This window comes from Flavobacterium franklandianum (genome assembly GCF_007097365.1).
GTDB classification, from domain to species: Bacteria; Bacteroidota; Bacteroidia; order Flavobacteriales; family Flavobacteriaceae; genus Flavobacterium; species Flavobacterium franklandianum.
Genome location: NZ_VJZR01000005.1, coordinates 168,948 through 195,737 on the forward strand (window position 1 = coordinate 168,948; position 26,790 = coordinate 195,737).

General features: G+C 36.0%; 28 protein-coding genes and 2 tRNA genes. 16 read left to right on the forward strand and 14 right to left on the reverse strand.

Going from position 1 to position 26,790, the window contains the following annotated elements; all coding sequences use genetic code 11:
- Nucleotides 1–143: 143 nt before the first annotated feature.
- Together FNW17_RS08250 and FNW17_RS08255 are read right to left on the reverse strand one after the other, a co-directional pair.
- Entirely contained in the window at nt 144–1,028 is an 885-nt protein-coding gene (locus FNW17_RS08250; protein ID WP_143389201.1) for a carboxypeptidase-like regulatory domain-containing protein, read from the reverse strand.
- Nucleotides 1,029–1,088: 60 nt separating this feature from the next.
- Nucleotides 1,089–1,631, reverse strand: coding sequence for a hypothetical protein (locus tag FNW17_RS08255; RefSeq protein ID WP_143389200.1), 543 nt, complete (start codon nt 1,629–1,631; stop codon nt 1,089–1,091).
- A 318-nt stretch (nt 1,632–1,949) separates the two neighbouring features.
- Here FNW17_RS08255 and FNW17_RS08260 point away from each other — a divergent pair, with 318 nt between their 5' ends.
- From FNW17_RS08260 to FNW17_RS08275, 4 genes are all read left to right on the forward strand, one after another.
- Nucleotides 1,950–2,093, forward strand: coding sequence for a hypothetical protein (locus tag FNW17_RS08260; protein WP_394344368.1), 144 nt, complete (start codon nt 1,950–1,952; stop codon nt 2,091–2,093).
- Between the two features lie 105 nt (nt 2,094–2,198).
- Nucleotides 2,199–3,377, forward strand: a complete 1,179-nt coding sequence (locus FNW17_RS08265) for an acyl-CoA dehydrogenase family protein (protein ID WP_143389199.1) — start codon at nt 2,199–2,201, stop codon at nt 3,375–3,377.
- A gap of 92 nt (nt 3,378–3,469) precedes the next feature.
- Nucleotides 3,470–4,252, forward strand: coding sequence for a DUF3050 domain-containing protein (locus FNW17_RS08270; protein WP_143389198.1), 783 nt, complete (start codon nt 3,470–3,472; stop codon nt 4,250–4,252).
- 159 nt (nt 4,253–4,411) lie between these two features.
- Nucleotides 4,412–5,155, forward strand: a complete 744-nt coding sequence (locus FNW17_RS08275) for an SGNH/GDSL hydrolase family protein (protein ID WP_143389197.1) — start codon at nt 4,412–4,414, stop codon at nt 5,153–5,155.
- A 25-nt stretch (nt 5,156–5,180) separates the two neighbouring features.
- Here FNW17_RS08275 and FNW17_RS08280 read toward each other — a convergent pair whose 3' ends face one another.
- The 9 genes from FNW17_RS08280 to FNW17_RS08320 all read right to left on the reverse strand — a co-directional run bounded on the left by FNW17_RS08280 (nt 5,181) and on the right by FNW17_RS08320 (nt 12,031).
- Nucleotides 5,181–5,507: a 2Fe-2S iron-sulfur cluster-binding family protein gene (locus tag FNW17_RS08280; RefSeq protein WP_143389196.1), complete on the reverse strand. Its 327-nt coding sequence runs from the start codon at nt 5,505–5,507 to the stop codon at nt 5,181–5,183.
- 5 nt (nt 5,508–5,512) lie between these two features.
- Nucleotides 5,513–5,752 (reverse strand): NifU family protein, encoded by a 240-nt coding sequence (locus tag FNW17_RS08285; protein ID WP_143389195.1) that lies wholly within the window; start codon nt 5,750–5,752, stop codon nt 5,513–5,515.
- Nucleotides 5,753–5,790: 38 nt separating this feature from the next.
- On the reverse strand, nt 5,791–6,915 hold the full coding sequence (locus FNW17_RS08290) for an Mrp/NBP35 family ATP-binding protein (RefSeq protein ID WP_143389194.1): 1,125 nt from the start codon (nt 6,913–6,915) through the stop codon (nt 5,791–5,793).
- A gap of 181 nt (nt 6,916–7,096) precedes the next feature.
- The gene (locus FNW17_RS08295; protein WP_143389193.1) at nt 7,097–7,429 is read right to left on the reverse strand and encodes an MGMT family protein; all 333 of its coding nucleotides are present in this window, start codon (nt 7,427–7,429) and stop codon (nt 7,097–7,099) included.
- Nucleotides 7,430–7,432: 3 nt separating this feature from the next.
- Nucleotides 7,433–8,065, reverse strand: coding sequence for a LysE family transporter (locus tag FNW17_RS08300; protein WP_143389192.1), 633 nt, complete (start codon nt 8,063–8,065; stop codon nt 7,433–7,435).
- A 27-nt stretch (nt 8,066–8,092) separates the two neighbouring features.
- Nucleotides 8,093–8,770, reverse strand: a complete 678-nt coding sequence (gene trmB, locus FNW17_RS08305) for a tRNA (guanosine(46)-N7)-methyltransferase TrmB (RefSeq protein ID WP_143389323.1) — start codon at nt 8,768–8,770, stop codon at nt 8,093–8,095.
- Between the two features lie 261 nt (nt 8,771–9,031).
- Nucleotides 9,032–9,346, reverse strand: a complete 315-nt coding sequence (locus FNW17_RS08310; RefSeq protein WP_143389191.1) for an HPF/RaiA family ribosome-associated protein — start codon at nt 9,344–9,346, stop codon at nt 9,032–9,034.
- Nucleotides 9,347–9,588: 242 nt separating this feature from the next.
- Entirely contained in the window at nt 9,589–11,709 is a 2,121-nt protein-coding gene (locus FNW17_RS08315; protein ID WP_144071410.1) for a prolyl oligopeptidase family serine peptidase, read from the reverse strand.
- Between the two features lie 248 nt (nt 11,710–11,957).
- Nucleotides 11,958–12,031: transfer RNA gene (locus tag FNW17_RS08320), tRNA-Ala, on the reverse strand.
- A gap of 105 nt (nt 12,032–12,136) precedes the next feature.
- On the opposite strand from FNW17_RS08320, the gene FNW17_RS08325 reads away from it, so the two are divergent.
- From FNW17_RS08325 to FNW17_RS08350, 7 genes are all read left to right on the forward strand, one after another.
- A complete protein-coding gene (locus FNW17_RS08325; RefSeq protein ID WP_144071411.1) occupies nt 12,137–12,901 on the forward strand; it encodes an enoyl-CoA hydratase/isomerase family protein in 765 nt (254 codons plus the stop codon).
- A 3-nt stretch (nt 12,902–12,904) separates the two neighbouring features.
- Nucleotides 12,905–13,081: a hypothetical protein gene (locus FNW17_RS16300; RefSeq protein WP_185965280.1), complete on the forward strand. Its 177-nt coding sequence runs from the start codon at nt 12,905–12,907 to the stop codon at nt 13,079–13,081.
- A gap of 32 nt (nt 13,082–13,113) precedes the next feature.
- Entirely contained in the window at nt 13,114–13,563 is a 450-nt protein-coding gene (locus tag FNW17_RS08330; RefSeq protein ID WP_144071412.1) for a 6-pyruvoyl trahydropterin synthase family protein, read from the forward strand.
- Between the two features lie 94 nt (nt 13,564–13,657).
- On the forward strand, nt 13,658–14,431 hold the full coding sequence (locus FNW17_RS08335) for a UDP-2,3-diacylglucosamine diphosphatase (protein ID WP_144071413.1): 774 nt from the start codon (nt 13,658–13,660) through the stop codon (nt 14,429–14,431).
- A 12-nt stretch (nt 14,432–14,443) separates the two neighbouring features.
- The gene (locus tag FNW17_RS08340) at nt 14,444–15,340 is read left to right on the forward strand and encodes an AraC family transcriptional regulator (protein WP_144071414.1); all 897 of its coding nucleotides are present in this window, start codon (nt 14,444–14,446) and stop codon (nt 15,338–15,340) included.
- 211 nt (nt 15,341–15,551) lie between these two features.
- Complete coding sequence (locus tag FNW17_RS08345; RefSeq protein ID WP_144071415.1) at nt 15,552–16,826, forward strand: Y-family DNA polymerase; 1,275 nt, start codon at nt 15,552–15,554, stop codon at nt 16,824–16,826.
- A complete protein-coding gene (locus tag FNW17_RS08350; protein WP_144071416.1) occupies nt 16,817–17,257 on the forward strand; it encodes a LexA family protein in 441 nt (146 codons plus the stop codon). The genes FNW17_RS08345 and FNW17_RS08350 overlap by 10 nt, the downstream gene beginning before the upstream one ends.
- 134 nt (nt 17,258–17,391) lie before the next feature.
- On the opposite strand, the gene FNW17_RS08355 is transcribed toward FNW17_RS08350, so the two are convergent.
- A tRNA-Leu gene (locus FNW17_RS08355) sits at nt 17,392–17,471 on the reverse strand.
- 284 nt (nt 17,472–17,755) lie between these two features.
- Between FNW17_RS08355 and FNW17_RS08360 the strand changes: the two genes are divergently transcribed.
- The 5 genes from FNW17_RS08360 (at nt 17,756) to FNW17_RS08375 (ending at nt 20,768) form a co-directional block, all read left to right on the forward strand.
- On the forward strand, nt 17,756–18,697 hold the full coding sequence (locus FNW17_RS08360) for a ribose-phosphate pyrophosphokinase (protein WP_143389182.1): 942 nt from the start codon (nt 17,756–17,758) through the stop codon (nt 18,695–18,697).
- Between the two features lie 90 nt (nt 18,698–18,787).
- The gene (locus FNW17_RS08365; RefSeq protein ID WP_143389181.1) at nt 18,788–19,396 is read left to right on the forward strand and encodes a 50S ribosomal protein L25/general stress protein Ctc; all 609 of its coding nucleotides are present in this window, start codon (nt 18,788–18,790) and stop codon (nt 19,394–19,396) included.
- Between the two features lie 52 nt (nt 19,397–19,448).
- Complete coding sequence (locus FNW17_RS08370) at nt 19,449–19,718, forward strand: hypothetical protein (RefSeq protein ID WP_144071417.1); 270 nt, start codon at nt 19,449–19,451, stop codon at nt 19,716–19,718.
- Between the two features lie 220 nt (nt 19,719–19,938).
- The gene (locus tag FNW17_RS16305; protein ID WP_185965281.1) at nt 19,939–20,082 is read left to right on the forward strand and encodes a hypothetical protein; all 144 of its coding nucleotides are present in this window, start codon (nt 19,939–19,941) and stop codon (nt 20,080–20,082) included.
- Nucleotides 20,083–20,447: 365 nt separating this feature from the next.
- A complete protein-coding gene (locus tag FNW17_RS08375) occupies nt 20,448–20,768 on the forward strand; it encodes a helix-turn-helix domain-containing protein (RefSeq protein WP_143389179.1) in 321 nt (106 codons plus the stop codon).
- Nucleotides 20,769–21,001: 233 nt separating this feature from the next.
- Here FNW17_RS08375 and FNW17_RS08380 read toward each other — a convergent pair whose 3' ends face one another.
- Nucleotides 21,002–24,349, reverse strand: coding sequence for a glycosyl hydrolase (locus FNW17_RS08380; RefSeq protein ID WP_143389178.1), 3,348 nt, complete (start codon nt 24,347–24,349; stop codon nt 21,002–21,004).
- Between the two features lie 93 nt (nt 24,350–24,442).
- Entirely contained in the window at nt 24,443–26,740 is a 2,298-nt protein-coding gene (locus FNW17_RS08385) for an NADP-dependent malic enzyme (protein WP_144071418.1), read from the reverse strand.
- Nucleotides 26,741–26,790: the final 50 nt, after the last annotated feature.

Genomic DNA, 26,790 nt, shown 5'->3' on the forward strand with positions numbered 1-26,790 from the left:
CGAGTTTTCGGAAGCCACAACCGTTGCTTTAAACAGAATTTCAACTAATTTAAGATAGTTTTTTTTTAAGTTTTGAATTCCTGTCTCTTGGCTAAAAGTGGAATTTGATTTTTTAAACAGTCTTTTTTGTTGCAGTAAAAATTTTAATTTAATTTGGAAATTGTCATTCCAAATGATAAATTTCTACTAATTTTCGAAAATATTTTTTCCGAAAATATTTCATTTAGTGGCTTAAGTTTTTGCTTTTTATCAAAGATATATTTTAAAAAAGTTGTCGCTGTATAATCATTTATTGAGTTGTCACTTAAAACTGGTCTGATTGAAGCCATTTCTTTACTTAAATTACCATTTTCGTCAATATCTCCAATTACTTCTATTCCTATAAATATCCCTTTTTTATTAAGCTCGATATTTTCATTACCTAGATCTATTTCAATCTTTTCTTTGTTGTAAGCATTTATGATACAGGCATCACTACTATAAATTTTACTGTCAATTTCCCCCTTTTTTGAGCTATAAATATTTATTCTAAATGCAGTTCTTAAATTACTCTTAAATTCATCAAGTTTTCTCTTTACGAAGTTAAATTCCAATTTTTTAATTTTTGAATCTTCATTTTGCAAATTAGGTATTATTAACGTTACTATTTCTGACATTGAAGTAACTGGCCAACTACCATAGCTTGAGTTTTTTTTAGGAAAATCAATGAATTTAGTTTGTTGCTTACCATTCGATATTTTAACCTCTTTGAGAAGTATTGCATTGGGAGACAGAATAATCGTGTCTTTTATTTCAGATGCTTTTACTTGGATACTGTTATATGAAATATGAGAAAAAAATAAGGTGTCTTTTAATTTTTTGTTAACTTCAAAATAACCACTTTCATTAGTGTAAGTACCATTATTATTGTTGTTAAGAATAATATTTACAAATGGTATTGGCTTATGATTTAATGAGTCTAAAACTAGAATATTTTGTGATTGTGCATTGAAAAAAAATGCGAGGAATAATATATATATATATTTCATATTTATTTTGAATTAACATTGATACTTGCCTTTAATGCAAGTATCAATGTTATTTATTATTTAACAACCTACGACATCACAACCTGATTCCATCCAGAAGATATAGTAGCAACAAGTCTTATAACATTCTCCTGTAGGGGTTGTCCAACCTCCTCCACAAGATGTACCCCAAAACTTCATTGCAGAAGCAGAACTAATATTAACTTTTTCAATTTCTTTAATTAAGTCGATTTCCACAAAAATCTCAAACTTATTATCTTTTTTTAGACTAATAATGTCTGTAATGTTGTTTATAAAATCAATTGCTTTTATTTCTTGAGATTCTCTTTTATAATCTATAAAATATAAAAGTTCATTGTTTTCTTTATTAACGGCTACATAACCATTAATTATACCGTTGGTTTTGTCTAATAGTTCAGACACAATAATATTCTGATTATTAGCTTTAGTTTCAATTGATTTTCCAAAACTATAACTTTTAGAATAATAATTATCTAAAAACTGGTTCATACTAGTTTTTCCAAAGTCTAATGAATTTGCGAAAAACACACTTGTATTTAGCAATAATGCTAAAATAAGAATTCTTGAAAATATTTTTTTCATAATCATAATTTATTCCGTTAGCAGACTGTCTGCCATTAAGGACGAAAATTTTAGGAACATATTTTTAAGGTTAGTTTGTTCCGCCCCACTGTTTTATTTACACTTCCCAAGTCTCGAAGTGTTTGCAACTACCTGTCAATCAATACAGCATAAATGTAAACAATGATTCAAATCTAAAAAAAAAAAAAAAAACTGTTTTTCGGAAAATTCTTGTTTTTTAAACAAAATTTTAACTTATAAGACTGTTTTATAAACACACATTTCTAAAAAATTACTCGCTTAAAAGTAACTCCAACCTCCGAAATCAAACGTAGTCTTTTGGTTTTTAGCCGAAATGCCTTGCCTGGCGGCAGGCAAGAAATTACCAACTTCCCTATTGATGAATTAATCATCGAAACTGCAAGACATATTTATACTCCAGAATACATCGTATTGACGAAAGATTTTTATCGGAAGATGTAACAACCTTTTAAATTCAATATTGTATTTGATTTTATTAAAATATAACTTTACGCCGTTGTTTTGTTATATTTCTTTATGTAGATTTGTGAAATAAACTTTCGAATTATGAAACCAGACTTATTTCAAGCTCCAGATTATTATAATGTTGACGAATTACTGACGGACGAACATAAATTAGTGCGTGATTCTGCGCGTGAATGGGTAAAGCGCGAAGTCTCTCCAATCATAGAAGATTATGCTCAACGAGCTGAATTTCCGAAGCAAATCATCAAAGGTTTGGCTGATATTGGCGCATTTGGTCCTTATATTCCAGAAGAATATGGTGGTGCAGGTTTGGATCATATTTCGTATGGTTTGATTATGCAGGAAATCGAAAGAGGCGATTCAGGAGTTCGATCTACAGCTTCGGTTCAATCTTCATTAGTAATGTATCCTATTTGGAAATACGGAAACGAGGAACAACGAATGAAATATTTACCCAAACTGGCTTCGGGGGAATGGATGGGTTGCTTTGGCTTGACCGAACCCAATTACGGTTCCGATCCGGGAAGTATGATTACCAATTTTAAAGATATGGGTGACCATTATCTTTTGAATGGTGCCAAAATGTGGATTTCAAATGCACCCTTTGCAGATATTGCCATCGTTTGGGCAAAAGACGAAAAAGGAAGAATTCACGGATTGATTGTAGAACGCGGAATGCAAGGTTTTACAACTCCCGAAACGCATAATAAATGGTCGCTTCGTGCATCGGCAACAGGAGAATTGATTTTTGATAATGTAAAAGTGCCAAAAGAAAATTTATTGCCAAACAAATCGGGACTTGGAGCACCACTTGGTTGCTTAGATTCGGCACGTTATGGCATTGCTTGGGGAGCAATTGGCGCTGCAATGGATTGTTATGATACGGCTTTGCGTTATGCCAAGGAAAGAATCCAATTTGACAAACCTATTGCCGGAACACAATTACAACAAAAGAAATTAGCTGAAATGATTACCGAAATCACAAAAGCACAATTACTCACTTGGCGATTGGGAGTTTTAAGAAATGAAGGCAAAGCCACGACAGCACAAATCTCGATGGCCAAAAGAAATAATGTAGATATGGCGATTCATATTGCTCGTGAAGCTAGGCAAATGCTAGGCGGAATGGGAATAACTGGAGAATATTCGATTATGCGTCATATGATGAATTTAGAATCCGTAATCACGTATGAAGGAACCCACGATATTCATCTATTGATTACAGGAATGGATATTACGGGAATTCCTGCATTCAAATAACGGTAAACAACTATTAAACTATTCATAAAATCGATGGCAAAAGCTTCTTGGAAACAGGAAGCTTTTTTACTTTTACAATAAAAAATTTATCTATGAATATTGCATCCATAAACCACAAAATTGAACCTCAAAAAGAACTGTTATTACAGCATTCATTGTATAACAAAGTAAAAACAATTGCCGATTTGAACTGTTTTTTAGAGAATCACATTTATGCAGTTTGGGATTTTATGTCGCTATTAAAGGCATTACAATCCAAATTAACGTGTACGACCACGCCATGGTTTGCAACAAAAAACCCAGAAACAAGGTATTTGATAAACGAAATTGTTCTTGCTGAAGAATCTGATTTAACGATGGATGGCCGTCGTCAAAGTCATTATGAAATGTATATTGAAGCCATGGAATCTAGTCGTGCAAATACAACTGGTATTGAACATTTTTTATCCGAGGTAAATTCGATTCGCAATATATTTGTAGCGATTAAAAAAAGTAATCTTCATCCTAATATCAAAGCCTTTTTAGACTTTACTTTTAGAGTTATTGACCAAGGCAAATCACACGAAATCGCTGCGGCTTTCACCTTTGGAAGAGAAGATTTAATACCCAGTATGTTTACAGTTATATTGAAAAATTTTCAAGTTAATTTTCCTGATACTGATTTAAGCAAACTAATTTATTATTTTGAAAGACATATTGAATTAGATGCCGATGAACACGGTCCGATGGCAATGAAAATGATAACAGAACTTTGCGGAACGGATCAACAAAAATGGACGGAAGTGGAAGAAATATCGATTTTAGCATTAGAAAAACGAATTGGATTGTGGGATGCCATCGAAGAACAAATTGTGATGAAGATTGAATTCGCATAGTTCCTAATAAAATAGATATACCGATTAGCAATATATAAGAGTCCTATAAATTGTACTCTATGTATTTTCTATGGGCATTAACCATTGTGAAATTTTAAAATGGATTAGACCATTTTAAAATTACAATTGGCAATACTTAAATTTAACACCTATTTGGAAATGAAAAAAATATTTTTCATAATAGCTTGTTTTTTATTAATTTTTGCGTTTTACAATTGTTCTGATAGTGATGTATTAACAGCAACCACTCCTGTAAATTCACCACCGCCAATTGTTGATGGAAATTTACCTCGACAGTACAATTATTTGGCTCTAGGAGACAGTTACACTATAGGCCAAAGCGTATGTGAAACTTGTAGATTTCCTGAACAGTTACGAAAAAAACTTGGAGATTTAAATCCAAATGACACCTACACTTCAAAAATTATTGCAACAACAGGATGGACTACTACCAATTTAATCGCAGCAATAAACACCGAAAATCCTGCTTCGAATTATGATTTAGTTTCCTTGTTGATCGGGGTTAATAACCAATATCAAAACAAACCGTTTTCGTTATATGAAACGGAATTTCCTGAATTAGTAAATAAAGCTATTGCTCTAGCAAGAGGAGACAAATCAAATGTAATTGTAGTTTCTATTCCTGATTATGCCTTCACTCCTTTCGGAAAGCAATCTTCAAATTCATCAATAATATCGGCTGAAATCGACAATTACAATGCTTTTGCACAAAAATATTGTACAGAGAGAAACATAGAATTTGTCTCCATTACAGATATTACAAGACAGGGTTTAACAAATCCTTTGCTGGTTGCCACAGATGGCTTACATCCTTCGGAATTAGCTTATTCTTATTTTGTAGAACGCATATTCCCTAAAGCTTCATGGGCTATAAATAACTAAGATTCTCAAAAAATTGAGGATTTTTCTAAAACAATGGTGCTATTTCTATTTCTAAACCTTCCAATGCTGGAGTAACTGGAATTTGACAACTCAAACGGCTATTAGTTTTAAAATTGGGTAATCTCGAAAGAGTTGCTAATTCGGCTTCTCTTTTTTCGGGTAGATCAACATCATTCAAGGCGTAACATTGACACGTATGACACATCGCCGCTCCGCCGCACACGCCAATTGTTCCCACTGGTTCTAGCTCATAGGCACGAACAACATGCATCAAATTTAATGACATATCTGTAGGAGCTTTGACTTCGTGGATTTGACCTTTTCGATCTTTTATTTTAATTGTAATATCCATAAATCTTATTCAACATTGACAACGGTTTCGATTTGTGGAGCATATTTTTTGATTGTAGTTTCGACACCTGCTCTAAGGGTCATATGGCTTACACTACAATTAGTACAAGCACCTTCAAGACGAACAGTCACGTGCTTACCATCTTCGATAGAAACAAGTTGAATGTCTCCTCCATCAGAATTTAAAAAAGGTCGAACTTCTTCGAGCGCTTTTAAAACATTTGTTGTTAATTCTTCTGTAGTCATTTTTATAGTATTAATTACCCGTAGAGACGAGATTTGGATTATTTTTTTGTTGAACAACCAGCCATAGTGGTTATTTTAACTGCTTCGGTAGCAGGTAAATTTTCGTTTCTAATTACTACTTCTTGAACTACATTTCTGGTAATTTCTTCAAAAACAGTTTGTATAACTGAACCCTCTTGCAAGGCTGCTGGGTGACCAAAATCACCTGCTTCGCGAATAGACTGCACTATTGGCACTTCTCCTAAAAATGGAACTTGTAAATCTTCGGCAAGATTTTTCGCACCTTCTTTTCCAAAGATATAATATTTATTGTCAGGCAACTCTTCTGGCGTGAAATAAGCCATATTTTCTATTATTCCTAGTACGGGAACATTTATGGCCTCAGACACAAACATGGAAACCCCTTTCCTTGCATCGGCAAGAGCTACAGCTTGTGGAGTACTAACTACAACTACTCCTGTAATAGGTAAAGCTTGAACTATTGAAAGATGAATATCGCCAGTTCCAGGAGGTAAATCTATAAGCAAAAAATCTAAATCCCCCCAATCAGCATCAAAAATCATTTGGTTTAGTGCCTTTGAAGCCATTGGCCCGCGCCAAATAATAGCTTGACTTGGAGGTGTAAAAAACCCTATGGAAAGTATTTTAACATCGTAACTTTCGATTGGTTTCATCTTTGATTTTCCATCTACTTCTATTGAAAGTGGTTTAGCACTTTCAACATTAAACATTATTGGCATTGATGGTCCGTAAATATCTGCATCAAGAATTCCTACTGAAAAACCCATTTTGGCCAACGTTACTGCTAAATTTGCTGTAACTGTAGATTTTCCTACGCCTCCTTTTCCAGAAGCAACGGCAATTATATTTTTGATTCCAGGAATCGATTTGTCTGGAGCACCACTTTTTTCTGGAACTTCAACTTTGACATTGATTTTAATTTGAGCATCTGACGAAACTTTCTCCAAAATGGTTTTTTTGATATCGTCTTCGGCACGTTTTCTAATGTGTAATGCTGGAACGTGTAATACTAAATCTATGACAACTTCGTTGCCAAAGGTCACTAAATTCGCAATAGCACCGCTTTCAACCATATTTTTTCCTTCGCCGGCAACCGTAATGGTTTCTAAAGCTTTAAGGATTTCTTTTCTATCTAATTTCATCTTTTGATTCCTTTCCAATTAAAATTTTCCAATGGAAAATTATATTTATTTAAACTGATTCTATTGTAAAATAACGGTTGCAAAGATACCAAGAAAAGTTCTTATTATAATCGTTTTAAGAAGGATTTATTGTAAAGAATAAAATCTAGTTTCAGCAATAATTATTGAAAATAATTGCAAATCACAAACCCATTTCTGGCTCCCAAAAATGTTTTTCAAAATCAATAATTTGATTGTTTTCTAGAACAATTCCTTCGCTTTCGAGTAATTGTTGCATCAAATTGGTTCCTTCAAAATGGTGTTTTCCTGTGAGCAATCCTTTTCTATTTACCACTCGATGCGCAGGAATATCTTCAAGATTATGTGCTGCATTCATTGCATAACCCACCATTCTGGCTGATCGAGCTAAACCTATTGTTTTGGCAATAGCACCATAAGAAGTGACTTTGCCGTAAGGGATTTGTCGGGCGACGGCATAAACTCTTTCGAAAAAATTTTCGTTTGGCTTGGTCATTTTTTACCAATAATAATTAATGATATTAAGCAAAGTAATTATTGAAATCAACCCCGTAATACTTCCGATAATTGTATTCATGTTTTTCATAATGTAGTCTCTTTTATTTTCAATTTTATTAAAAAAAGAAATGTAAATATAAAAAACAAGAAACGATCCCACTAGAACACCGTTTACAAAAATCAAAATAGAGGTTGTATCAAATGAAAATAAATGATAAGATGCCAATGAAATACTCACAAAAACATAGTAAGGAATTGGGAAAAAGTTGAGTGCTGAGAGCAACATTCCAAGAAAAAATCGCTTTGATTTACTTTTGTTTTTGAATTTTTTGGGTTTGCCTTTAGGTGTTTTAGCAATCCATAAAAAATAGACAGTCAAGGCAGTAAAAATACAAAACCCAATTTCGCGTAGCAAAGTAACTAAATCCGGTCGATGGCTTATGATTTTTGCAAATAAGATGGCAAAAAAAACTTGAACACAAATAACAAGTGTCGCTCCAAACACAAACCATAACGCATTCCGTTTTCCTTCTTTATGGTTTACTTTCGCAGCAGTCATATTGATTAATCCAGGCGGAATAATCCCTATAAAAGCACTAATGAAACCGAAAAATAATGGCGTTATATAACTCATTTACAAAATGTAATTGTTCAAAAATGGCTAATCTTTAATTTTAAATCGAATGTACGTAATAGCTTTGTTAATTTCTAAATATTGTTTTTCATAAAAGGTCTGAAAAGTAGTAACTTCCTCAGGACTTCCCTCGTTCACATAGACATTATGATTTGCATACAAGACTTCGTGACCTTCGCCGTGAAGCAATCCAAGGGTATATCCGTGCATAAACTCGCTATCGGTTTTCAAATTGACAACACCTTCTTTTTTGAGGATTTTTTTATACAATTGCAGAAATTCGGAATTAGTCATTCGGTGTTTGGTACGTTTGTATTTGATTTGAGGATCGGGAAAAGTTATCCAAATTTCATCTACTTCATTTTCGGCAAAAATATGATTGATTAATTCGATTTGGGTACGAATGAAAGCCACATTATGCAATCCTGATTCCACAGCAGTCTTAGCCCCACGCCAAAAACGCGCACCTTTGATGTCGATACCTACAAAGTTTTTATTGGGATATTTTTCGGCTAAACCAACGGAATATTCGCCTTTGCCACAGCCCAATTCGATGACAATTGGATTGTCATTTTTAAAAAAATCAGTATTCCATTTGCCTCTAAGCGGAAACAAATCGCCCACAACTTCTTCTCTAGTAGGTTGAAAAACATTCTTGAATGTTTCGTTTTCCTTGAATCTTTTTAACTTATTTTTACTTCCCACGCTATTATTAAATATTTTTACTTGGTACAATTCGACCTTTAGGTCTCGTCTTGCAAAATTAGGGAATTTATTAGATGGTTTTGCGCGGATTTTTAAATACTGTCTGTATAATTTAGATTTAGTGGACAGAAGTATATAAAATGCTAAATCTATTGTTACACAACACCAAAAATTAAGCTCTTACATACAAAAAAACAGTCTAAAAAGAGAGTTTCTTTTTTTAGACTGTTTTTAACGAATTAATAAAAACCTTGAAAATTATTAATGTGAAAGTTGTTTATCAAAAGTAGTATTTAAGGATTTCTTTATTTTTTCAGTTGCTTGAAAAAAGGCTTTCTCAATCGAATCTGCATAAGCTGTAACGGCTATAGGATTTGATTTTACTGGGCGCGCTTCAATCATACAGCGTTTGTCATTTACGCCACCTTTATCACTATTTTCGTCTCCAAGATGCACCTCAATTCGAGTCACTTTATCGTCAAATCGAGCCAATTCTTTTTCTAATTCTGAAGTAAAAAACTTTTCTAATCTCTCGTGTCCTTCAATGTTCTTGTCTGTATTAAATTGAATTTTCATAGGTGAATTATTTATTGATTATTCTCAAAAATAGTGAGATACTTTCACAAAAACAGATGCATTAATAAAACTTTATGAAATTTAAATAAAGTAATGCCTTTGGCTATTCAGGTTGTTCGCTGTAGAATTTACTAATTACTATAAGAAATAAAAAACCACCTTTTTTACTTCATTTCTATAAACAATAAACCCTGTGTTTCCATAGATTCACAGGGTTTAAATAAAATTTAAAAATAATTATATTATTGTTTTGGCAATGCTTTGAAACCCATATTAAACAAAATAAAAGCTTGAATATCGACACTTTCGTCTATAATTGCCGATATCGATTTACCATCTCCGTGACCTGCATTGACATCAATTCGAATCAAAACTGGATTGTTTCCGGTTTGTTTTTCTTGCAACTCGGCAGCAAATTTAAAGCTATGAGCTGGCACCACTCGATCGTCGTGATCGCCAGTAGTAACCATTGTAGCCGGATAATGGATTCCTTTTTTTACATTATTTACAGGGGAATATCCTTTTATATATTCGAACATTTCTTTACTATCTTGAGAAGTGCCATAATCAAAAGCCCAACCCGCTCCAGAAGTAAAAGTATGGTAACGCAACATATCCATAACTCCAACTTCTGGCAAGGCTACTTTCATCAAATCGGGACGTTGAGTCATTGTGGCTCCAACCAAAAGCCCTCCATTTGAACCACCACGAATGGCGAGAAAATCGGAAGATGTATATTTTTGAGTAATTAAATATTCGGCGGCGGCAATAAAATCATCAAACACATTTTGCTTTTGCATTTTGATTCCTGCATCGTGCCATTTTTTCCCATATTCACCACCACCTCTCAAATTGGCTACTGCAAAAACCCCTCCGTTTTCCATCCAAATGGCATTTGAAATACTAAACCATGGCGTTAAACTTATGTTGAACCCACCATATCCATATAGAATTGTTGGATTTTTACCATTTAGTTTTACTCCTTTTTTGTGCGTGATAATCATTGGGATTTTGGTTCCATCTTTAGAAGCATAAAAAACTTGAGTCGAAACATATTCCTCGCTTTTAAAATCAACTTTTGGTTTTTGATACACTTCTGATTTTCCTGAAATAGGTTCAAAAGCATAAACAGAACCCGGGGTAGTGAAATTTGTAAACGAATAATAAAGCGTTTTTTCTGCTTTTTTACTTCCAAATCCTCCTGCGCTTCCTAGACCTGGCAATTGTATTTCACGAATAAATTTTCCAGAATAATCGTATTGTTTGATTACCGAAATGGCATCTTTCATATAATTGGCAAAAAAGTAACCTCCGCCGGTTGTTGGCGAAAGTACGTTTTCGGTTTCTGGAATAAAATCTTTCCAGTTTTCTGGTTTAGAATTATTTACATCTACTACAACAATACGTTTGTTGGGCGCATTTAAGTCTGTGTTTATAAATAATTTTTCGCCTTCATTTTCGACAACAGTGTTATCACTATTAAAATTATCGACAATAGTAATAATTGGAGCATTGGGTTTTGTTAAATCTTGAATATACAATTCGTTCCCGTAAGTAGAATTGGCCGCTGTAATTACCAAAAATCGATTGTCTTCTGTAACATATCCGCCAACATATCTTCTTTTTTGAGACAATCCAAAAACAACAATATCGTCTTTTTGTAGAGTTCCTAATTTATGAAAATACAGTTTGTGTTGATCCGTCTTTGCCGATAATTCACTTCCACTAGGTTTGTCATAACTGGAATAGTAAAAACCTTCATTTCCTTTCCAAGAAACGCTGCTAAATTTGACATCAACCAAGGTATCTTCTAGAATTTTTTTCGATTCGGTATCTATTAAAATTACTTTTCTCCAATCGCTTCCTCCTTCTGAAATAGAATACGTCGCTTTAGATCCATCTTTAGAAAAATCAACTCCACCAAGGGAAGTAGTCCCTTTTTTAGAAAAAGTATTGGGGTCTAAAAAAACAGTTTCAACGCCTTTCGCATCTTTTCTGTACATAACCGCTTGGTTTTGCAAACCGTTATTTTTGTAGTAATAGGTGTAATTTCCTTCTTTAGTTGGCGCGCCTATTTTTTCGTAATTCCACAATTTTTCAATCCTTGCTTTTAGAGCTGCTCGGAAAGGGATTTTAGACAAATAATCATAGGTTACCTCGTTTTGAGCTTTTACCCAAGAAGCGGTTTCGGCTGATTTATCATCTTCAAGCCAACGGTAGGGATCGGCTACTTTTGTGTCGAAATATACGTCGACAGTTTCGCCTTTTTTGGTTGGTGGATATTTTATTGGATTCCCTTTTTGGCTTTGACCAAATGAAATTATTGATGTAGATATAGCCATTATTAAAATTATTTTTTTCATCAAACTTTATTTATGATTTGTTACAAAAATATAAAAATATAACAGATATTGACGTATAAGTTAAAAAAGAAGTGATTCAAATACAGAGGATTTGTGTCGCTACACATTCAAGAATTAAATTTAAAAAAAGCGCAATATTTTTTTAAATAGAAAAATTTTAAATTTGATGATGTGCTAAACAAAGGAGTATGTGTAGAAATTAAAAAACCGTAATAGCTTTATTAATAGCTAATTACGGTTTTTCTATGTGGAGAATATCGGATTCGAACCGACCACCTCTTGCCTGCCAGGCAAGCGCTCTAGCCAAATGAGCTAATCCCCCAATTGCAGGGCGCAAATATAACATTTATTTGCAGCAGAAAGCAAATTTCGAAAAAAAATATCTTGCTTACCTTAATATTTTTAACTTTACATCAAAATCTGTACAATGGCACTACAAAACCCAAACGGGTTCCTCCTTACGACTATCGAAAATAAAATCGCAACCCTCGAGTTTGGGCATCCTGCGAGCAATTCTTTTCCAAGTAATTTGCTGAATCGACTGACGAATGAACTCAATAATTTAAGCAATAATTCAGTAGTTTCGGTGATTGTTTTAAAAAGTAGTGGTTCGGGAGCGTTTTGTGCTGGTGCTTCATTTGATGAACTTTTGGCAGTTTCAAATCAGGAAGAAGCCACACAATTTTTTTCAGGTTTTGCCAATGTGTTGAATGCCATGCGCAACTGTTCGAAAATAATTATTGGTAGAATTCACGGAAAAGCCGTTGGTGGCGGAGTGGGAATTGTTGCTGCTTGCGATTATGCTTTGGCAACCACCGAAAGCACTATAAAATTATCCGAATTAGCCCTCGGGATTGGTCCATTTGTAATCGAACCAGCCGTGACGCGTAAAATAGGGAAAAGTGCTATGGCAGAAATGACCTTAGAAACCGAATGGAAATCGGCTTCTTGGGCAAACCAAAAAGGATTATTTGCCCAAATATTTGAAACCACAACCGAATTAGATTCAGAAATCTCGGCTTTCGCCAATAAATTAGCAAATTACAACCCAGAAACCTTGGTCGAAATGAAAAAAATGTTTTGGGAAGGAACCGAAAATTGGAAGCCTTTATTATACGAAAGAGCCGAAATTTCGGGAAAATTAGTGCTGTCGGATTTTTCTAAAAAAGCTTTGAATCAATTTAAAAAATAAGCAATGACACAACTTATTTTACTTTTGCAACAAAACAATATTGAAGCAAAATTAAAAAATTCTCCCGATAATGGTTATCAATTTGGAGTACTCATTGGTTCGTTTTTACCCTTTGTTTTATTGGTGGTTGTTGCTTATTGGATGTATTATCGGGCGAAAAAAGCAGACAGAAACAAGTAAATTGACTAAATTTGTACTCAAATAAAAATAGAATGAGCAAAATCAGGATTACAAAGCAGTTTGGTTTCGAAACCGGTCACGCCCTATACGGTTATGATGGCAAGTGCAAAAACGTACACGGACACAGTTATAAATTGTCGGTTACCGTTATTGGCGAACCTATAAATGATGTGACAAACGTAAAAAATGGGATGGTAATTGATTTTACCGATTTAAAAAAAATAGTAAAAGAGGAAATCGTCGATCAGTTTGATCACGCCTCCGTTTTTAATAAAAATACGCCTCATGTCGAATTGGCCAAAGAATTAGAATCTCGTGGTCACCACGTAATTTTAGTCGATTATCAGCCAACAAGCGAAAATATGGTAGTCGATTTTTCGAAAAGAATCATCGGCAGATTGCCTCAAAACATTAAACTTTTTTCATTGAAATTACAAGAAACTGAATCTTCATTCGCCGAATGGTTTGCCAGTGATAATTAAATTTGAAATTCCATAAATTGAAATTGCTATACCTGTTCACTATGGCTCGAGTCCAAATTCCGAATCTCGATATTTATAAATCAGTATTTATCAAATGACGCCCAACAAAAAAATATATTTCGCCTCGGACCAGCATTTTGGTGCGCCAACACCTGAATTGAGTTTCCCTAGAGAACAAAAATTCGTGGCTTGGCTCGACGAAGTCAAAAAAGACGCTGAAGCCATTTTCTTGTTAGGTGATTTATTCGATTTCTGGTTCGAATATAAAACCGTAGTTCCCAAAGGTTATATTCGAGTTTTGGGCAAATTGGCCGAAATTCGAGATAGTGGCATTCCCATTTATTTCTTTGTGGGCAACCATGATTTATGGATGAATGATTATTTCCAGAAAGTGCTAGATATTCCTACATTTCGTGATAATCAAGAATACACTTTCAACGGAAAAACCTTTCTTATTGGTCACGGAGACGGGAAAGGTCCTGGCGACAAAGGGTACAAACGAATGAAAAAAGTATTTACACATCCGGTCTCCAAATGGCTTTATCGATGGCTTCATCCTGATATTGGAATGAAACTGGCGCAATATCTTTCTGTGAAAAACAAGCTCATTTCAGGAGATGAAGATGTGAAATTTCTTGGCGAAGAAAACGAATGGCTCATTTTGTATTCCAAAAGAAAACTGGAAACCAAACATTACCATTACCTTGTTTTTGGCCACCGCCATTTGCCTATGATAGTTTCCGTTGGAGAAAACTCCGAATATATTAATCTAGGTGACTGGATTGATTATTTTACGTATGGCGTCTTTGATGGCGAAACTTTTGAATTGAAGACTTTTGAACAAGTTGCTATTTTACCCAAAAAATAGAAAAATAAGAAAATGAACGAAGATTACATCAAACGAATAAACACCATTTTACTATTCATTGATAAAAATCTGGACTCGGAATTATCGTTAGAAATTGTCGCCAATGTCGGTTTTTATTCTCCCTTTCATTTGCATCGAATTTTCAAAGCGATAACCAATGAAACTATAAATTCGTATATCACCCGCAAAAGAATTGAAAAAACAGCATCGATACTTTTGCATCAAAAAAACATATCCATCACGGAACTTTCCCTTCAATACGGATTTAAAAGCAACTCCTCGTTTACAAGAACATTCAAGAAATTTTACGGAATTAGTCCTTCCGAATTTAGAAAATCAAAGCCAAAATATAGCAAGATTCGTCAAGTCGAAAGCAAGAATGGACAAGAAAACGGATTGTCAGATGACTATATTTGCAACATTGATAACCTTATCAATTGGATTAAAATGAACGCAAAAATTGAAATCAAAGAAATGCCAAAGCTAGAATTGGCTTTTATCACACAAATTGGACCCGAAGGTTTGGGAAATGCTTACGCCAAACTGATGAAATGGGCTGTTCCAAAAGGTCTTTTGACGGAAAATTCGAAAATGGCAACCATTTATCACGACAGTTATAAAATCACCGAACCCGAAAAAGTTAGAATGAGTGCTTCCCTGATTTTAAACGAAAAAACCGAAGTTAGCGGAGAAATCGGCCTGACAACAATCGAAAAAGGGAAGTTTATTGTGGGTCATTTTGAAATTGGAATCCAAGAATTTGAAAAATCTTGGACCGCTCTTTTTATTTGGATGAACGAAAACGGATATAAAAAAGCAGATCGAAATCTGTTTGAAATATACCATAACAACTTTAATGAACATCCTGAAAAAATAGCTATTGTTGATTTTTATATTCCCATTGAATAGCCTTTGAAAGGAGAAAAACTAATCTTTAAACACAAAGGTTAGAATATGGAACGGCCAAAATAAAGTTGTTTTCCTTATTTTAAAAGCATCAACAAGTCACTAGATTCGGCAAAAAATCTGTGTTATAATCATTCCAAATTTTTTATCAACAATTCCCAAAATTAACTTTTTATCCACACCACAATTATGGACTATTGAGTAATTTTACAAAATGTATGCTTTAGTCGATTGCAATAATTTTTACGCTTCCTGCGAACGTGTTTTTCAACCGAAATTCAACGGAAAACCCGTTGCGATATTATCTAACAACGACGGCTGCGTGATTTCCAGAAGCAACGAAGCCAAAGCTGTGGGCATTCCAATGGGAGCTCCAGCATTTCAAATCAAGGAATTGATCAAAGAAAAAAAGGTCAAGATTTTCTCTTCCAATTATGCGTTGTACGGCGATTTGAGTAATAGAGTGATGGCAATTTTAGGTCAGTTTACGCCTAATCTGGAAATTTACAGCATTGACGAAGCCTTCCTGAATTTTGATGGCATGACCATTTCTGATTATCATAATTATGGTGTTCAAATAAAAACTAGAATCCAAAAATGGGTCGGAATTCCAGTTTGTGTTGGCTTTGCCGAAACCAAGGCTTTATCGAAAGTGGCCAATAAAATTGCCAAAAAATTTCAGGACAGAACCCAAGGTGTTTATGTGATTGACACCGAAGAAAAACGAATCAAAGCCTTGAAATGGACCAAGATTGAAGACGTTTGGGGCATTGGCTATCGAATGACTAAAAAAGTAAAATTGCGAAATATCAACACTGCTTTCGATTTTGTTCAGCCGCAACACGAAGCTTGGATCAAGAAAGAAATGGGCGTTGTGGGAATGCGGTTGAAATATGAACTCGAAGGGAAATCAGTTTTGGACTTAGACTCCATTCCCGACCAAAAGAAAAGCATTGCCGTTACCCGAAGTTTTCCCAAACAAATCGCCGATTTTGATTTGTTGCGCGAACGCGTGGCGACTTTTGCCTCGGTTTGTGCCGAGAAATTGCGAAAGCAAAAATCTTGTTGCCACACGATTATTGTAATGTTGGTCATTGACAAACACAGCATTCAAACCTCGAAATATTATTTTACTATGGCGGTTACCTTGCCATTTGCGACCCATTCGACCTTAACTATTTCGAACACAGCGATTGATATATTGAAAAAATTATACAAAGGAAACGAAAACATAAAGTTCAAAAAAGCAGGCGTAATCGTCACCGAATTGATTGACGAAGACCGAAAACAATTTCAATTATTCGATGAAGAAAACCCAAAACATTTGGCTTTGATGCAAGTTATGGATAAATTGAACAACAAAATTGGCGACAAAAAAGTAAAATTGGCTACCCAAAATTTAAATCTCACTTGGAACATGAATCAGAATCATTTATCACCAAGATATACTACGAACTTCAACGATATTCTCGAAATACAATGTCAATAAAAAAAGAGCCCAAACTAAGTTTCTTCCGTCCTGTTTTGAATAGTGAAGTCCGAATTCCGTTAATTAAGGAAGGCGTTTCGGCAGGATTTCCCTCGCCTGCAATTGATTTTATGGAAAACAGCATCGATTTGAATACGGCTTTGTGCAAAAATCCTTTGGCCACTTTCTACATCAAAGTCAAAGGAAATTCGATGATTGACGCTGGCATCAACGACAAAGATGTGTTGGTCGTAGATAGAAGTTTGGAACCTCAAAACAATAAAATTGCCATTTGTTTTATCGACGGCGAATTTACCGTAAAACGCATCCAACTCGAACAAGACTGCTTATATCTAATGCCCGAAAACCCCAATTATCCTCCCATAAAAGTCACCGAAGAAAATCAATTAATCATTTGGGGAATTGTGACTTATGTGATAAAGAAGGTATGAGGGAATAAGTAACGTGTTAAGAAAATCGAATAATGGTAATGCGTTTTAAAACCAATTAATCATTTTGGAGAATTGTGACTTATGTGATAAAAAGTATAAAACCAAAAAAGCCCCTTCTTTCGAAGAGGCTTTTGTACCCGGAGCCGGAGTCGAACCGGCACGGTTTCCCACAGGTGTTTGAGACCAGCGCGTCTACCAATTCCGCCATCCGGGCGAAGCAGACAGAAATAACGACAGTTATTTCACGCAATAAAGAGATATTTAGTGGTAGCTAAACATCTTTTTCCTTTAACACGGTGCAAATGTAATAATAAAATTAAAGATTCTAATAAAAATACTCTAATTTTTCCTTTCAGAGTTCGATTTTATTCCTAAATTTGCACCTCGGTAAAACGAAACACACTAACTAACTACATTCGAGGCGATTATATTTTTATAGGTTTTTACAAAAGTAAGCCTGAATTATAGCCGCACAACCGAATAAAAACAACAAACTAAATGTCACACTTAGAGCCAGAAGCTAAAATTTTTGCATGTTCACAAAGTGTTTATCTCGCAGAGGTAATAGCCAAAGAATATGGAATCCCTTTAGGCAAAGTTACGATGTCGAAATATAGTGATGGTGAATTTCAGCCATCTTATGAAGAATCAATCCGTGGTTTACGCGTATTTATTGTTTGTTCAACATTTCCGAGTGCCGATAATTTAATGGAATTATTGCTTATGATAGATGCTGCAAAACGCGCATCGGCAAGACACATTACAGCAGTAATGCCTTATTTTGGTTGGGCAAGACAAGACAGAAAAGACAAGCCAAGAGTTCCGATTGGAGCTAAATTAGTGGCTAAATTATTAGAAACTGCCGGCGCAACACGAATTATGACGATGGATTTGCATGCAGACCAAATTCAAGGATTCTTTGAAAAGCCAGTGGATCACCTTTTTGCTTCGACAATATTTTTGCCGTATGTAAACAGTTTAGGATTGGACAATTTGACTATTGCATCACCGGATATGGGAGGTTCCAAAAGAGCTTATGCGTATTCAAAATTTTTAGAGTCGGATGTGGTAATTTGCTACAAACAGCGAAAAGAAGCCAACATCATCGACACTATGGAGTTGATTGGTGAAGTAAAAGGCAAAAATGTAATTTTGGTTGACGACATGATTGATACCGGAGGCACATTGGCGAAAGCCGCAGATTTAATGATCGAAAAAGGAGCATTGAGCGTGAGAGCGATTTGCACACACGCTATCTTATCGGGCGGTGCTTACGAAAAAATAGAAAATTCTAAATTACTGGAATTAATTGTTACTGATTCTATTCCGTTGAAGAAGAAATCAAACAAAATAAAAGTGGTGAGTTGTGCGCCTCTTTTTGCCGAAGTAATGTACATGGTACACCACAACAATTCTATTAGTGGGAAATTTTTGATGTAGGAAAAGAAAGAGGGAAGACAGGAGATGGAAGTCAAAAACGTTAGAAAAAAGAAGAGTTTTAATAATAATTAACTATATAAATTTTTTACAATGAAATCGATTACAATTAAAGGATCAGAAAGAGAAAGCGTGGGCAAAGTTGCGACTAAAGCCTTACGTAATGCTGGAGCGGTTCCTTGCGTTATATACGGAGGAAGTCAACCAGTGCATTTTTCAGCAGACGAAAGAGCATTCAAAACCTTGGTTTACACCCCAAACGCACACACAGTTGTGATTGAGCTTGGAGACAAAACATTTCAGGCTATTTTACAAGACATTCAGGTACACCCTGTGTCTGACAGAATTTTACACATTGACTTCTTTCAATTATTTGATGACAAAGAAATCACTATGGAAGTTCCAGTAAAAGTGGTTGGAGTATCTCCAGGAGTACTTTTAGGAGGAGTTTTACGTTTGAACACTCGTAGATTAAAAGTAAAAGCATTACCAAAAAATCTTCCTGATTTTATTGACGCTGACATTTCTCCACTTGAAATGGGAAACAAATTGTATGTTACGAAGCTAGCTTCGGATAACTACAAATTATTACACCCAGACAACACTGTTGTTGCTCAAGTAAGAATTTCTCGTGCAGCTATGAAAGCAGCTCAAGAAGCAGCAAAAGCAGCAAAAGCGCCTGCAGGGAAAAAGAAAAAATAAAATTTTTTCAAAATATTTCAAGAAAGCATCAGTTGTAAAACTGGTGCTTTTTTTGTTTCATGAAGCACCACTATTGGGGATTCTCAAGAGCCATTGCTCCTGCTGTTCACTGTATTCCCGATTAACAAAAACTAGGACCAAAAAGCCTTGTTTTTCAAAACCGGGAGATGCCGCTTCCATCAGGGCTATTGAAACTATTCCTAAAGAAAAACGCATACTGATAGACAACTCCTATACCGAAATCTCTGGAACTTTTGCAGCCATATATCAAGATTATAAAGAAGACATTATCCATGCACTGGAAGAAGGTCTTGAAAATTAAAAAAATACAAAAAAATAATTTTAGTATACCCAACTAAATTGGTGTTTCCCTATCCAACCGGTATTCTGGTTGGTTTTATAAATTTTTGCTAACAATATGGTTTTGAATTTGAAATCTTGGACGAAATTTACGATGACCTGGAATTCGAATCCAAAGAGGCATACATAGCAATTGAGGAAGAAGACCTGGTTCAGTAGTGCAACAAATTAGAGAGAAAAATTTGGTTACGGAAAAAGATGTAGGCGTCATTTCATATAATGAAACTCCCTTAAAAGCACTTCTGGGAATTACGGTAATTAGCACTGATTTCAAAGGAATGGGCGAAGCAGCTGCAAAAATTATACTAGACAAAAAAAATCTCTAAAAATCCATTTAATTATATCGAACGCAATTCTTTATAAAATTCAACTTTTACCTACCTCACAACAACGAAATAAAACAGATCGAAGATCTAAAATCAAATATCGAATTGGGTAGTGACTCAAATTGTTGATGAAATTGCTTTCCGCAAACACATCAAGTATATTCAGTTAAACCAACTGCTCCAATAAGCAAATGGCCTGTTGAGCATTGTGGAATTCCCCAATTTCATCGACTACGGCTACAAAATTAGCTCCAGACAAAAAACAAGATAACTTTATTGAAATCAGCAATAAAATTCATGTAAGTATTTAGAATAAAATAATGTTGTATATTATTGTTTATGTGTAATATTATTTCTATCTCGATATGAGATACATAACACTTAAAAATGAAGAGATTGAGGTATTGGAATACCTTTATCAAAACAATCCTAATGCCACCGTAAGAAAACGCAGTCAATGCTTTGTTTTATCGCATCAAAAACATAAGATCAAAGACTTGGCCTCTATTTTTAATGTCAGCAGAAGAACAATTGAACGTTGGTACGATAGTTGGGCTGAAATTGGGGTCGATCCTCTTGCAATATCAGAGGAAAGAGGAGCTAAAACCCTTTTAAAAGACTATTCCAAAGAGGTTTCGGAGCAATTAGAACTTCACAATAGCAATTTAAAAAATGTATTAACCTGATTTCGATTAATCAAAAAAGCTGTAATTAACTGGTATTAATGGTATTGTTTTATCGAAAGAGATTCAAAAACTAAGTAGTGTTAATTAGAAACGGGGCGGAGGGTAGCTTTTACACAAAAAAGAACAAACAAAAAAGAACAAACAAAAAAAGAGGTAAAACCTATACATTTGCATTTTGGTTTACCTCTTTAAAATTAAATAAAATAATCTACATTATTTAAACCTAAAAATTACTATTTCACGGACAAAACGGTAATCGAACTCAGTAATCCCGATGGCAACAATGAAGCGTTTGCTTTGTAAAAAGGCATCGAAATAAACGTAATTTTCTTGGCTCCAGCTTGCTCGTCCCCGATGATTCGGTTGGGCCAAAGATTGGTCACTTTTATTTCCAAGGTATTCTTTCCTGGCTTCAAGATTCCGCTGGCATCCACTCGGAATGGTTTTTTCCAGACAATTCCCAACGATTTTCCGTTTACGAATACTTCGGAAATGTTTTTGACCTCTCCCAAATCAATCCATAATTGTCCCGAGTTTTTGAACCAACTTTTTGGCGCATCAATGGTTTTAGAATAGGTTCCCGTTCCCGAAAAATATTTGACTCCTACATCTGAATTTTCAGTCCAAGAAACTAATTTTTTCACCGTGATACTCGAAGGTGCTCCCCTATCTTTTTGAAAACTTAAATTCCAGTTGCCTTCCAAGGTGGTCAATTTAGTTTCCGTCACGGCTGGCAAAATATGGGATGCTACAGTTGTATTTTCTTTGAATACTATAAATACAGCGTCATTAGGTTCCAAATGCAAAGACACTTTTGTGCGTCCATCGGCAAAAGAATAAGAAGCTGGTTCCGTTTTACCAGTTTCTGGATGCCAAATCTCCACTGTTTTGCCAGAAACCCTGAAAGTGGCTTCCAAATTTTCGGCTCGGTCATTGCGGTTGTTTACCCAATACAATTCCTGTTCCGGCAATTTACGGTGAACATACAATAATTGGGTGTCATCCTGTGTTTTTGTGTATTCGAAATCAGGTTTTACTGCTAAAGCTTTCAAGACTTTTTCGATACTTTCTCCCGTATAAACTTTTCCTTTACCAATAGTTGTTACGGTATTTTCAGCTCCCCACAATTCATTTACCAAGGTATCGAAGGCTGTTTTGTCATCCATTAAACTTGGGGTAGCTATTGGTTTTGGCCCCACGACAATGGCTCCAGCTTTTACCAATTCGCTAATTTTTTGAGCCACTTTCAAGGTCATTTGTTGGCTATTGGCATCCAAGGCCAGCACTTTATACTGCATACCGCTTGGAGTTACAATTTGTCCGTCTTTGACGGCGAGTACATTCAGCAAGGCGTCGGCATTGACAAAATCATAATTATACCCCATTGGAATGTTAGGCTGTTTTTTTGCAAAAAGAGAAGTAATATTATTGTCTTCCCCGTAATAATAGATGATGTCGGCCACAAATTTTCCTTGTTGCAGCAAATACGAACTTCTAGCCAAATATTTCGTCCAAGCGGTGGCTTGCTCCGCCCAAGTTTCATGGCGGGTAAACCATTGTCCGAAAGGGCCAAGACCCAATCCAGGAGCGTGTTCGTCGGAAGGTTGATGCACCGATGTGTGAATCACGAATCGGTTCAATCCACTGGCCAATTCCATGTCGGCTGTTGGTTTTAATCGTTCTGGTGAATAGGCATACGCATCGCCAATAGCGGTAAACGATTCGGCAGCCACCAAGTTTTGTCCATAAATATGGGCTACCGAAGCAGATTCCCGAATATCGACATTGTATGTTTTACCATCGCCTCCAATTGGGCCTGGTGTCCACATGGCTCCCATAGGCACTGCGGCTCTGCGTTTTACTTCCATCCCATCGGCGATTAAAGTACGTCCTGTTTCGTGGGATTCAGAATAGCGTTTCATTCCTCGCTCCTTCAACAATTGGGTCAATTGGTCATAATGGTATTCAACAAGCATTTCTCCCAAGGTTTTTCGGTAATCCCAAAGAAATTTTTCACTGGCTTCCGAACTTTTAATAATTTGACCTGTCAGTACGGGCATCCAAGGCAATAAAGAGTATCCTCTTCTTTTGGCAAACTCGGCAGGTAGGTTTTTGGTCCAGTTTTGCGCTCCTGCTTCCCAACTATCGGTGACGATGTATTGCAAGCCGCCTTTATCACCCATCAATCCTCCTGTGGCACTTTTGTATTGGTCGAGATAATTTTCAAAATACGTTTTTATGGCAACTGGGTCTAATTTATCAACTTCTAAACCTGTGGCTTCGGGTGAAGCGGGATGATTGGTTATTCCCAATAATGAATAGCCAAAACGTATCAACTTCCAATTTCCTGCCGGCGGAGTCCAATTCAACGTTCCGTCAGCATTTATTTTATCAGATAAATCAATCACGTTTTCCGGTGCAATTGCATCAGAAGTTGCCTTAGTGCCATTTACGTTTATATTTTTAACTGCGGCAAATGCGGCTTTCTCTTCAAAACGATCGATTTTGGTGGTGCTGTGCAACATAATTTCAGCAATATCAGTTCCCGGAGATGGTTTTGGCGCGGCATCGGACCCCAGTATCATATCAAAACTAAAAATCGGTAGCGGATTTTTGAAAGTAATCCTAAAATATTTTGCCGTTGCTGCCGAGAAATTAATGGTTTGTTGCAACATTCCTCCTGCTGAAATGAAACTGATTGGTTTGAAATGAATTCCATCCTCACTTACTTCCAAAGAACGCGTTTCGGATTTGTCTCCAAAAAGTCCAAAAGGACCTTCATCTCCACCGCCAACAATGGTAATTCCTTTGAAGGTTTGCGGTTTTTCAAAAGCAAATTGTATCCAGGCACTTTCGTTGTTTTTTGTGGCAGGCAACAACACTATCGTGGCCAAATCGCCATCGGTAAGTTGGTTGATGGTAAATTTCCCACCACTTGAAGTCACTTTTGGTTTTAAATCGCTAAAATTGACATCAGCTTCCGCCAATTTATAAGCCATCAAACTAATATCTTCGTAATAGTCTAAAGGTGGTGCAGTTGGTGCTCCCATACTTAATACTTCCGAGAAAGGAATGTTCTGGAAGGCACCCGTTTTAGTAGGTGCTTTGGGTAAGACACCCGTGAATTTCCGTCCTCCCTTGATACGAATTTCACTCCAAACCAGTTTTTTCATTCCGTCCTTAGGGTTAACCCAAGGCCCACCACTTTGACTCCATCCCGGCGATCCCGCAATGGCCATTTCCAGTTGTAAGGAATCGGCAAGTTGGGTCGTAAAGTGAAAAGCATCTTTCCATTCGGGCGTCATGTACGTCAGGCGTTTTTTTACTATTTGTGGCGTTGCCATGGCAGCATCAAAATTCATGAAACCGCCAATTCCTATTCGATTCATCCACAAGAGATCTTTGGCAATTCCTTCCTTGGATATGTTACCGTTCATCCAATGCCACCAAACACGGGGCTTGGCAGTATTGGGAGGCGTAATAAATTCTTTCAATAAATCTTCATTTTTGTCTTGGGCAAAACTAAAATTACACGCCAGCATCAAAGAAAGTAGGGTTATTAATCCCGAATATTTTTTCATATATGTAAAAGTTATTTATCAGATGTCATATATGGCATCGCTTTTATTTATGGTGTTTGCAACAAACAGCTTGTTAATGGAGATTTCATATTACTAATTAATGTTCAATTTCGCTTTTTTTCTTTTTTCTCGTTCCTGCGCATCAATCACGGCAACGGCAGTCATGTTTACAATTTCATTGACGCTTGCTCCCAATTGAAGAATGTGGACAGATTTGCTGAGTCCCATCATTATAGGGCCAATAGATTCTGATTTATACAATTCTTTCATCAATTTATAGGTGATGTTTGCCGAGCTTAAATTGGGAAAAATCAAGGTATTTACCTTTTTACCTGCCAATTTGGAAAACGGAAATTTACTTTGCAGCAATTCAGGATTCAAAGCAAAATCAGCTTGAATGTCACCATCTACAAGCAAGTCCGGTTTTTTAGTGTGCAAAATTTCAACGGCTTCCCTCACTTTGGTTGCATCTGAATGTGTCGAAGAACCAAAATTAGAATACGACAATAGCGCCATTACGGGATCAAAACCAAAAGTGGTGGCCACATTTGCGGTCATTTGGGCAATATCAGCCAATTCCTCGGCGGTGGGATCAATGTTTATGGCGGTATCTGCCAAGAAGACAGGCCCTCTTTCGGTGGTCAGAATGTTTACCGTTGCCACTTTTTTTACATTCGCAGCCTTTCCTATAACTTCAAAAATGGGTTTAACCACTGTGGGATATGCTCTGGAATAGCCTGAAATCATTCCGTCGGCATCGCCTTCCAACACCATCATGGCACCAAAATAATTGCGCTCCCTCATTTTGGATTTCGCTCCATAAAGCGTTATGCCACTTCTTTTTCGGTTATTCCAGAATTTCTCTGCGTACTGATTCCTTATATTTTCGGACTCTTCTGTATGGGAATCAATGATGGTTATATCGGCATCAAATTCGATTTCCTTTTTTAATTCTAAAATAATTTCCCTGTTTCCCAATAATATTGGAATCGCTATCCCTTCGTCAAAGGCGATTTGGGCAGCTTTCAGGACATCTAAATGATCGGCTTCGGCATAAACAATTTTTTTGGGACTTGCTTTGGCTCTTTCATACATCATTCGAACCACTTTATTGTCATTGCCGGAACGCAACAATAATTCTTCTTTGTATTTATCCCAATCCAAAATAGGCATTTTGGCCACACCGCTATCCATTGCCGCTTTGGCAACAGCCGGAGGAATTGACGAAATCAATCTTGGATCAAATGGTTTTGGAATAATATAATCCTTGCCAAAAGTAAGTCTGGTTTGTCCATAGGCAATGTTCACTTGTTCTGGAACAGCTTCACGAGTCAAATCGGCCAAAGCTTTTACGGCTGCCATTTTCATTTCCTCATTGATTTTGGTCGCTCTCACATCCAAGGCTCCCCTAAAAATAAACGGAAAACCCAAAACATTATTCACCTGATTGGGATGATCGGAACGTCCGGTTGCCATAATAATATCTTTTCGGGTGCTTACCGCCAAATCATAGGCTATTTCTGGATCTGGATTCGCCATTGCAAAAACGATTGGGTCTTTTGCCATGGCCAGCAACATTTCCGGGTTCACCACATCGGCAATGGAAAGTCCTATAAAAACATCGGCATCCACCATCGCTTCTTCGAGGGTGTCAATCTTTCTGTCGGTAGCAAATTCCTGTTTTTCGACAGATAAATTTTCCCTGTCGGAACGAATCACTCCTTTGCTGTCCAGCATTACGATGTTCTTGGCACTGGCACCAAAGGCTTTGTACAACTTGGTGCAAGAAACTGCTGCTGCACCCGCACCACTGATTACGATGCGTACCTCTTCTATTTTTTTCTTAGTAATTTCCAAAGCGTTCAACAAGGCTGCAGCCGATATAATCGCCGTTCCATGTTGGTCATCGTGCATCACCGGAATATCCAATTCTTCTTTTAACCGTCTTTCGATTTCGAAGGCTTCGGGTGCTTTGATGTCTTCCAAATTGATTCCGCCAAAAGTGGGAGCCATAATTTTTACCGTTTCGATAAACTTGTCCACATCTTTGGTGTCCAGCTCAATATCGATACTGTCAATATCTGCAAAAATCTTGAACAACAAACTTTTCCCTTCCATTACCGGCTTCGAAGCTTCAGGCCCTAAATCTCCTAATCCCAAAACGGCTGTTCCATTGGTAATTACCGCAACAAGATTTCCTTTTGCAGTATATTTATAAACATCATCCTTATTTTTAAATATCTCCAAGCAAGGTTCAGCAACCCCAGGAGAATACGCTAATCCCAAATCTCGTTGGGTAGCATACGGTTTTGTTGGTACGATTTTTATCTTTCCGGGTTGTGGTTTGGCATGGTAAGCCAAAGCTTCACTTCTTAATTTTTCGTTACTCATAATTTGGTATTATTTAGTAGTGCATTCTTTAAAATTAAATAGGCTCAATT

Coding starts and splice junctions, on each gene's coding strand:
- FNW17_RS08250 (WP_143389201.1), bottom strand. CDS start 1,028: ATGAAATATATATATATATTATTCCTCGCATTTTTTTTCAATGCACAA.
- FNW17_RS08255 (WP_143389200.1), bottom strand. CDS start 1,631: ATGAAAAAAATATTTTCAAGAATTCTTATTTTAGCATTATTGCTAAAT.
- FNW17_RS08265 (WP_143389199.1), top strand. CDS start 2,199: ATGAAACCAGACTTATTTCAAGCTCCAGATTATTATAATGTTGACGAA.
- FNW17_RS08270 (WP_143389198.1), top strand. CDS start 3,470: ATGAATATTGCATCCATAAACCACAAAATTGAACCTCAAAAAGAACTG.
- FNW17_RS08275 (WP_143389197.1), top strand. CDS start 4,412: ATGAAAAAAATATTTTTCATAATAGCTTGTTTTTTATTAATTTTTGCG.
- FNW17_RS08280 (WP_143389196.1), bottom strand. CDS start 5,507: ATGGATATTACAATTAAAATAAAAGATCGAAAAGGTCAAATCCACGAA.
- FNW17_RS08285 (WP_143389195.1), bottom strand. CDS start 5,752: ATGACTACAGAAGAATTAACAACAAATGTTTTAAAAGCGCTCGAAGAA.
- FNW17_RS08290 (WP_143389194.1), bottom strand. CDS start 6,915: ATGAAATTAGATAGAAAAGAAATCCTTAAAGCTTTAGAAACCATTACG.
- FNW17_RS08295 (WP_143389193.1), bottom strand. CDS start 7,429: ATGACCAAGCCAAACGAAAATTTTTTCGAAAGAGTTTATGCCGTCGCC.
- FNW17_RS08300 (WP_143389192.1), bottom strand. CDS start 8,065: ATGAGTTATATAACGCCATTATTTTTCGGTTTCATTAGTGCTTTTATA.
- FNW17_RS08310 (WP_143389191.1), bottom strand. CDS start 9,346: ATGAAAATTCAATTTAATACAGACAAGAACATTGAAGGACACGAGAGA.
- FNW17_RS08315 (WP_144071410.1), bottom strand. CDS start 11,709: ATGAAAAAAATAATTTTAATAATGGCTATATCTACATCAATAATTTCA.
- FNW17_RS08325 (WP_144071411.1), top strand. CDS start 12,137: ATGGCACTACAAAACCCAAACGGGTTCCTCCTTACGACTATCGAAAAT.
- FNW17_RS16300 (WP_185965280.1), top strand. CDS start 12,905: ATGACACAACTTATTTTACTTTTGCAACAAAACAATATTGAAGCAAAA.
- FNW17_RS08330 (WP_144071412.1), top strand. CDS start 13,114: ATGAGCAAAATCAGGATTACAAAGCAGTTTGGTTTCGAAACCGGTCAC.
- FNW17_RS08335 (WP_144071413.1), top strand. CDS start 13,658: ATGACGCCCAACAAAAAAATATATTTCGCCTCGGACCAGCATTTTGGT.
- FNW17_RS08340 (WP_144071414.1), top strand. CDS start 14,444: ATGAACGAAGATTACATCAAACGAATAAACACCATTTTACTATTCATT.
- FNW17_RS08345 (WP_144071415.1), top strand. CDS start 15,552: ATGTATGCTTTAGTCGATTGCAATAATTTTTACGCTTCCTGCGAACGT.
- FNW17_RS08350 (WP_144071416.1), top strand. CDS start 16,817: ATGTCAATAAAAAAAGAGCCCAAACTAAGTTTCTTCCGTCCTGTTTTG.
- FNW17_RS08360 (WP_143389182.1), top strand. CDS start 17,756: ATGTCACACTTAGAGCCAGAAGCTAAAATTTTTGCATGTTCACAAAGT.
- FNW17_RS08365 (WP_143389181.1), top strand. CDS start 18,788: ATGAAATCGATTACAATTAAAGGATCAGAAAGAGAAAGCGTGGGCAAA.
- FNW17_RS08375 (WP_143389179.1), top strand. CDS start 20,448: ATGAGATACATAACACTTAAAAATGAAGAGATTGAGGTATTGGAATAC.
- FNW17_RS08380 (WP_143389178.1), bottom strand. CDS start 24,349: ATGAAAAAATATTCGGGATTAATAACCCTACTTTCTTTGATGCTGGCG.
- FNW17_RS08385 (WP_144071418.1), bottom strand. CDS start 26,740: ATGAGTAACGAAAAATTAAGAAGTGAAGCTTTGGCTTACCATGCCAAA.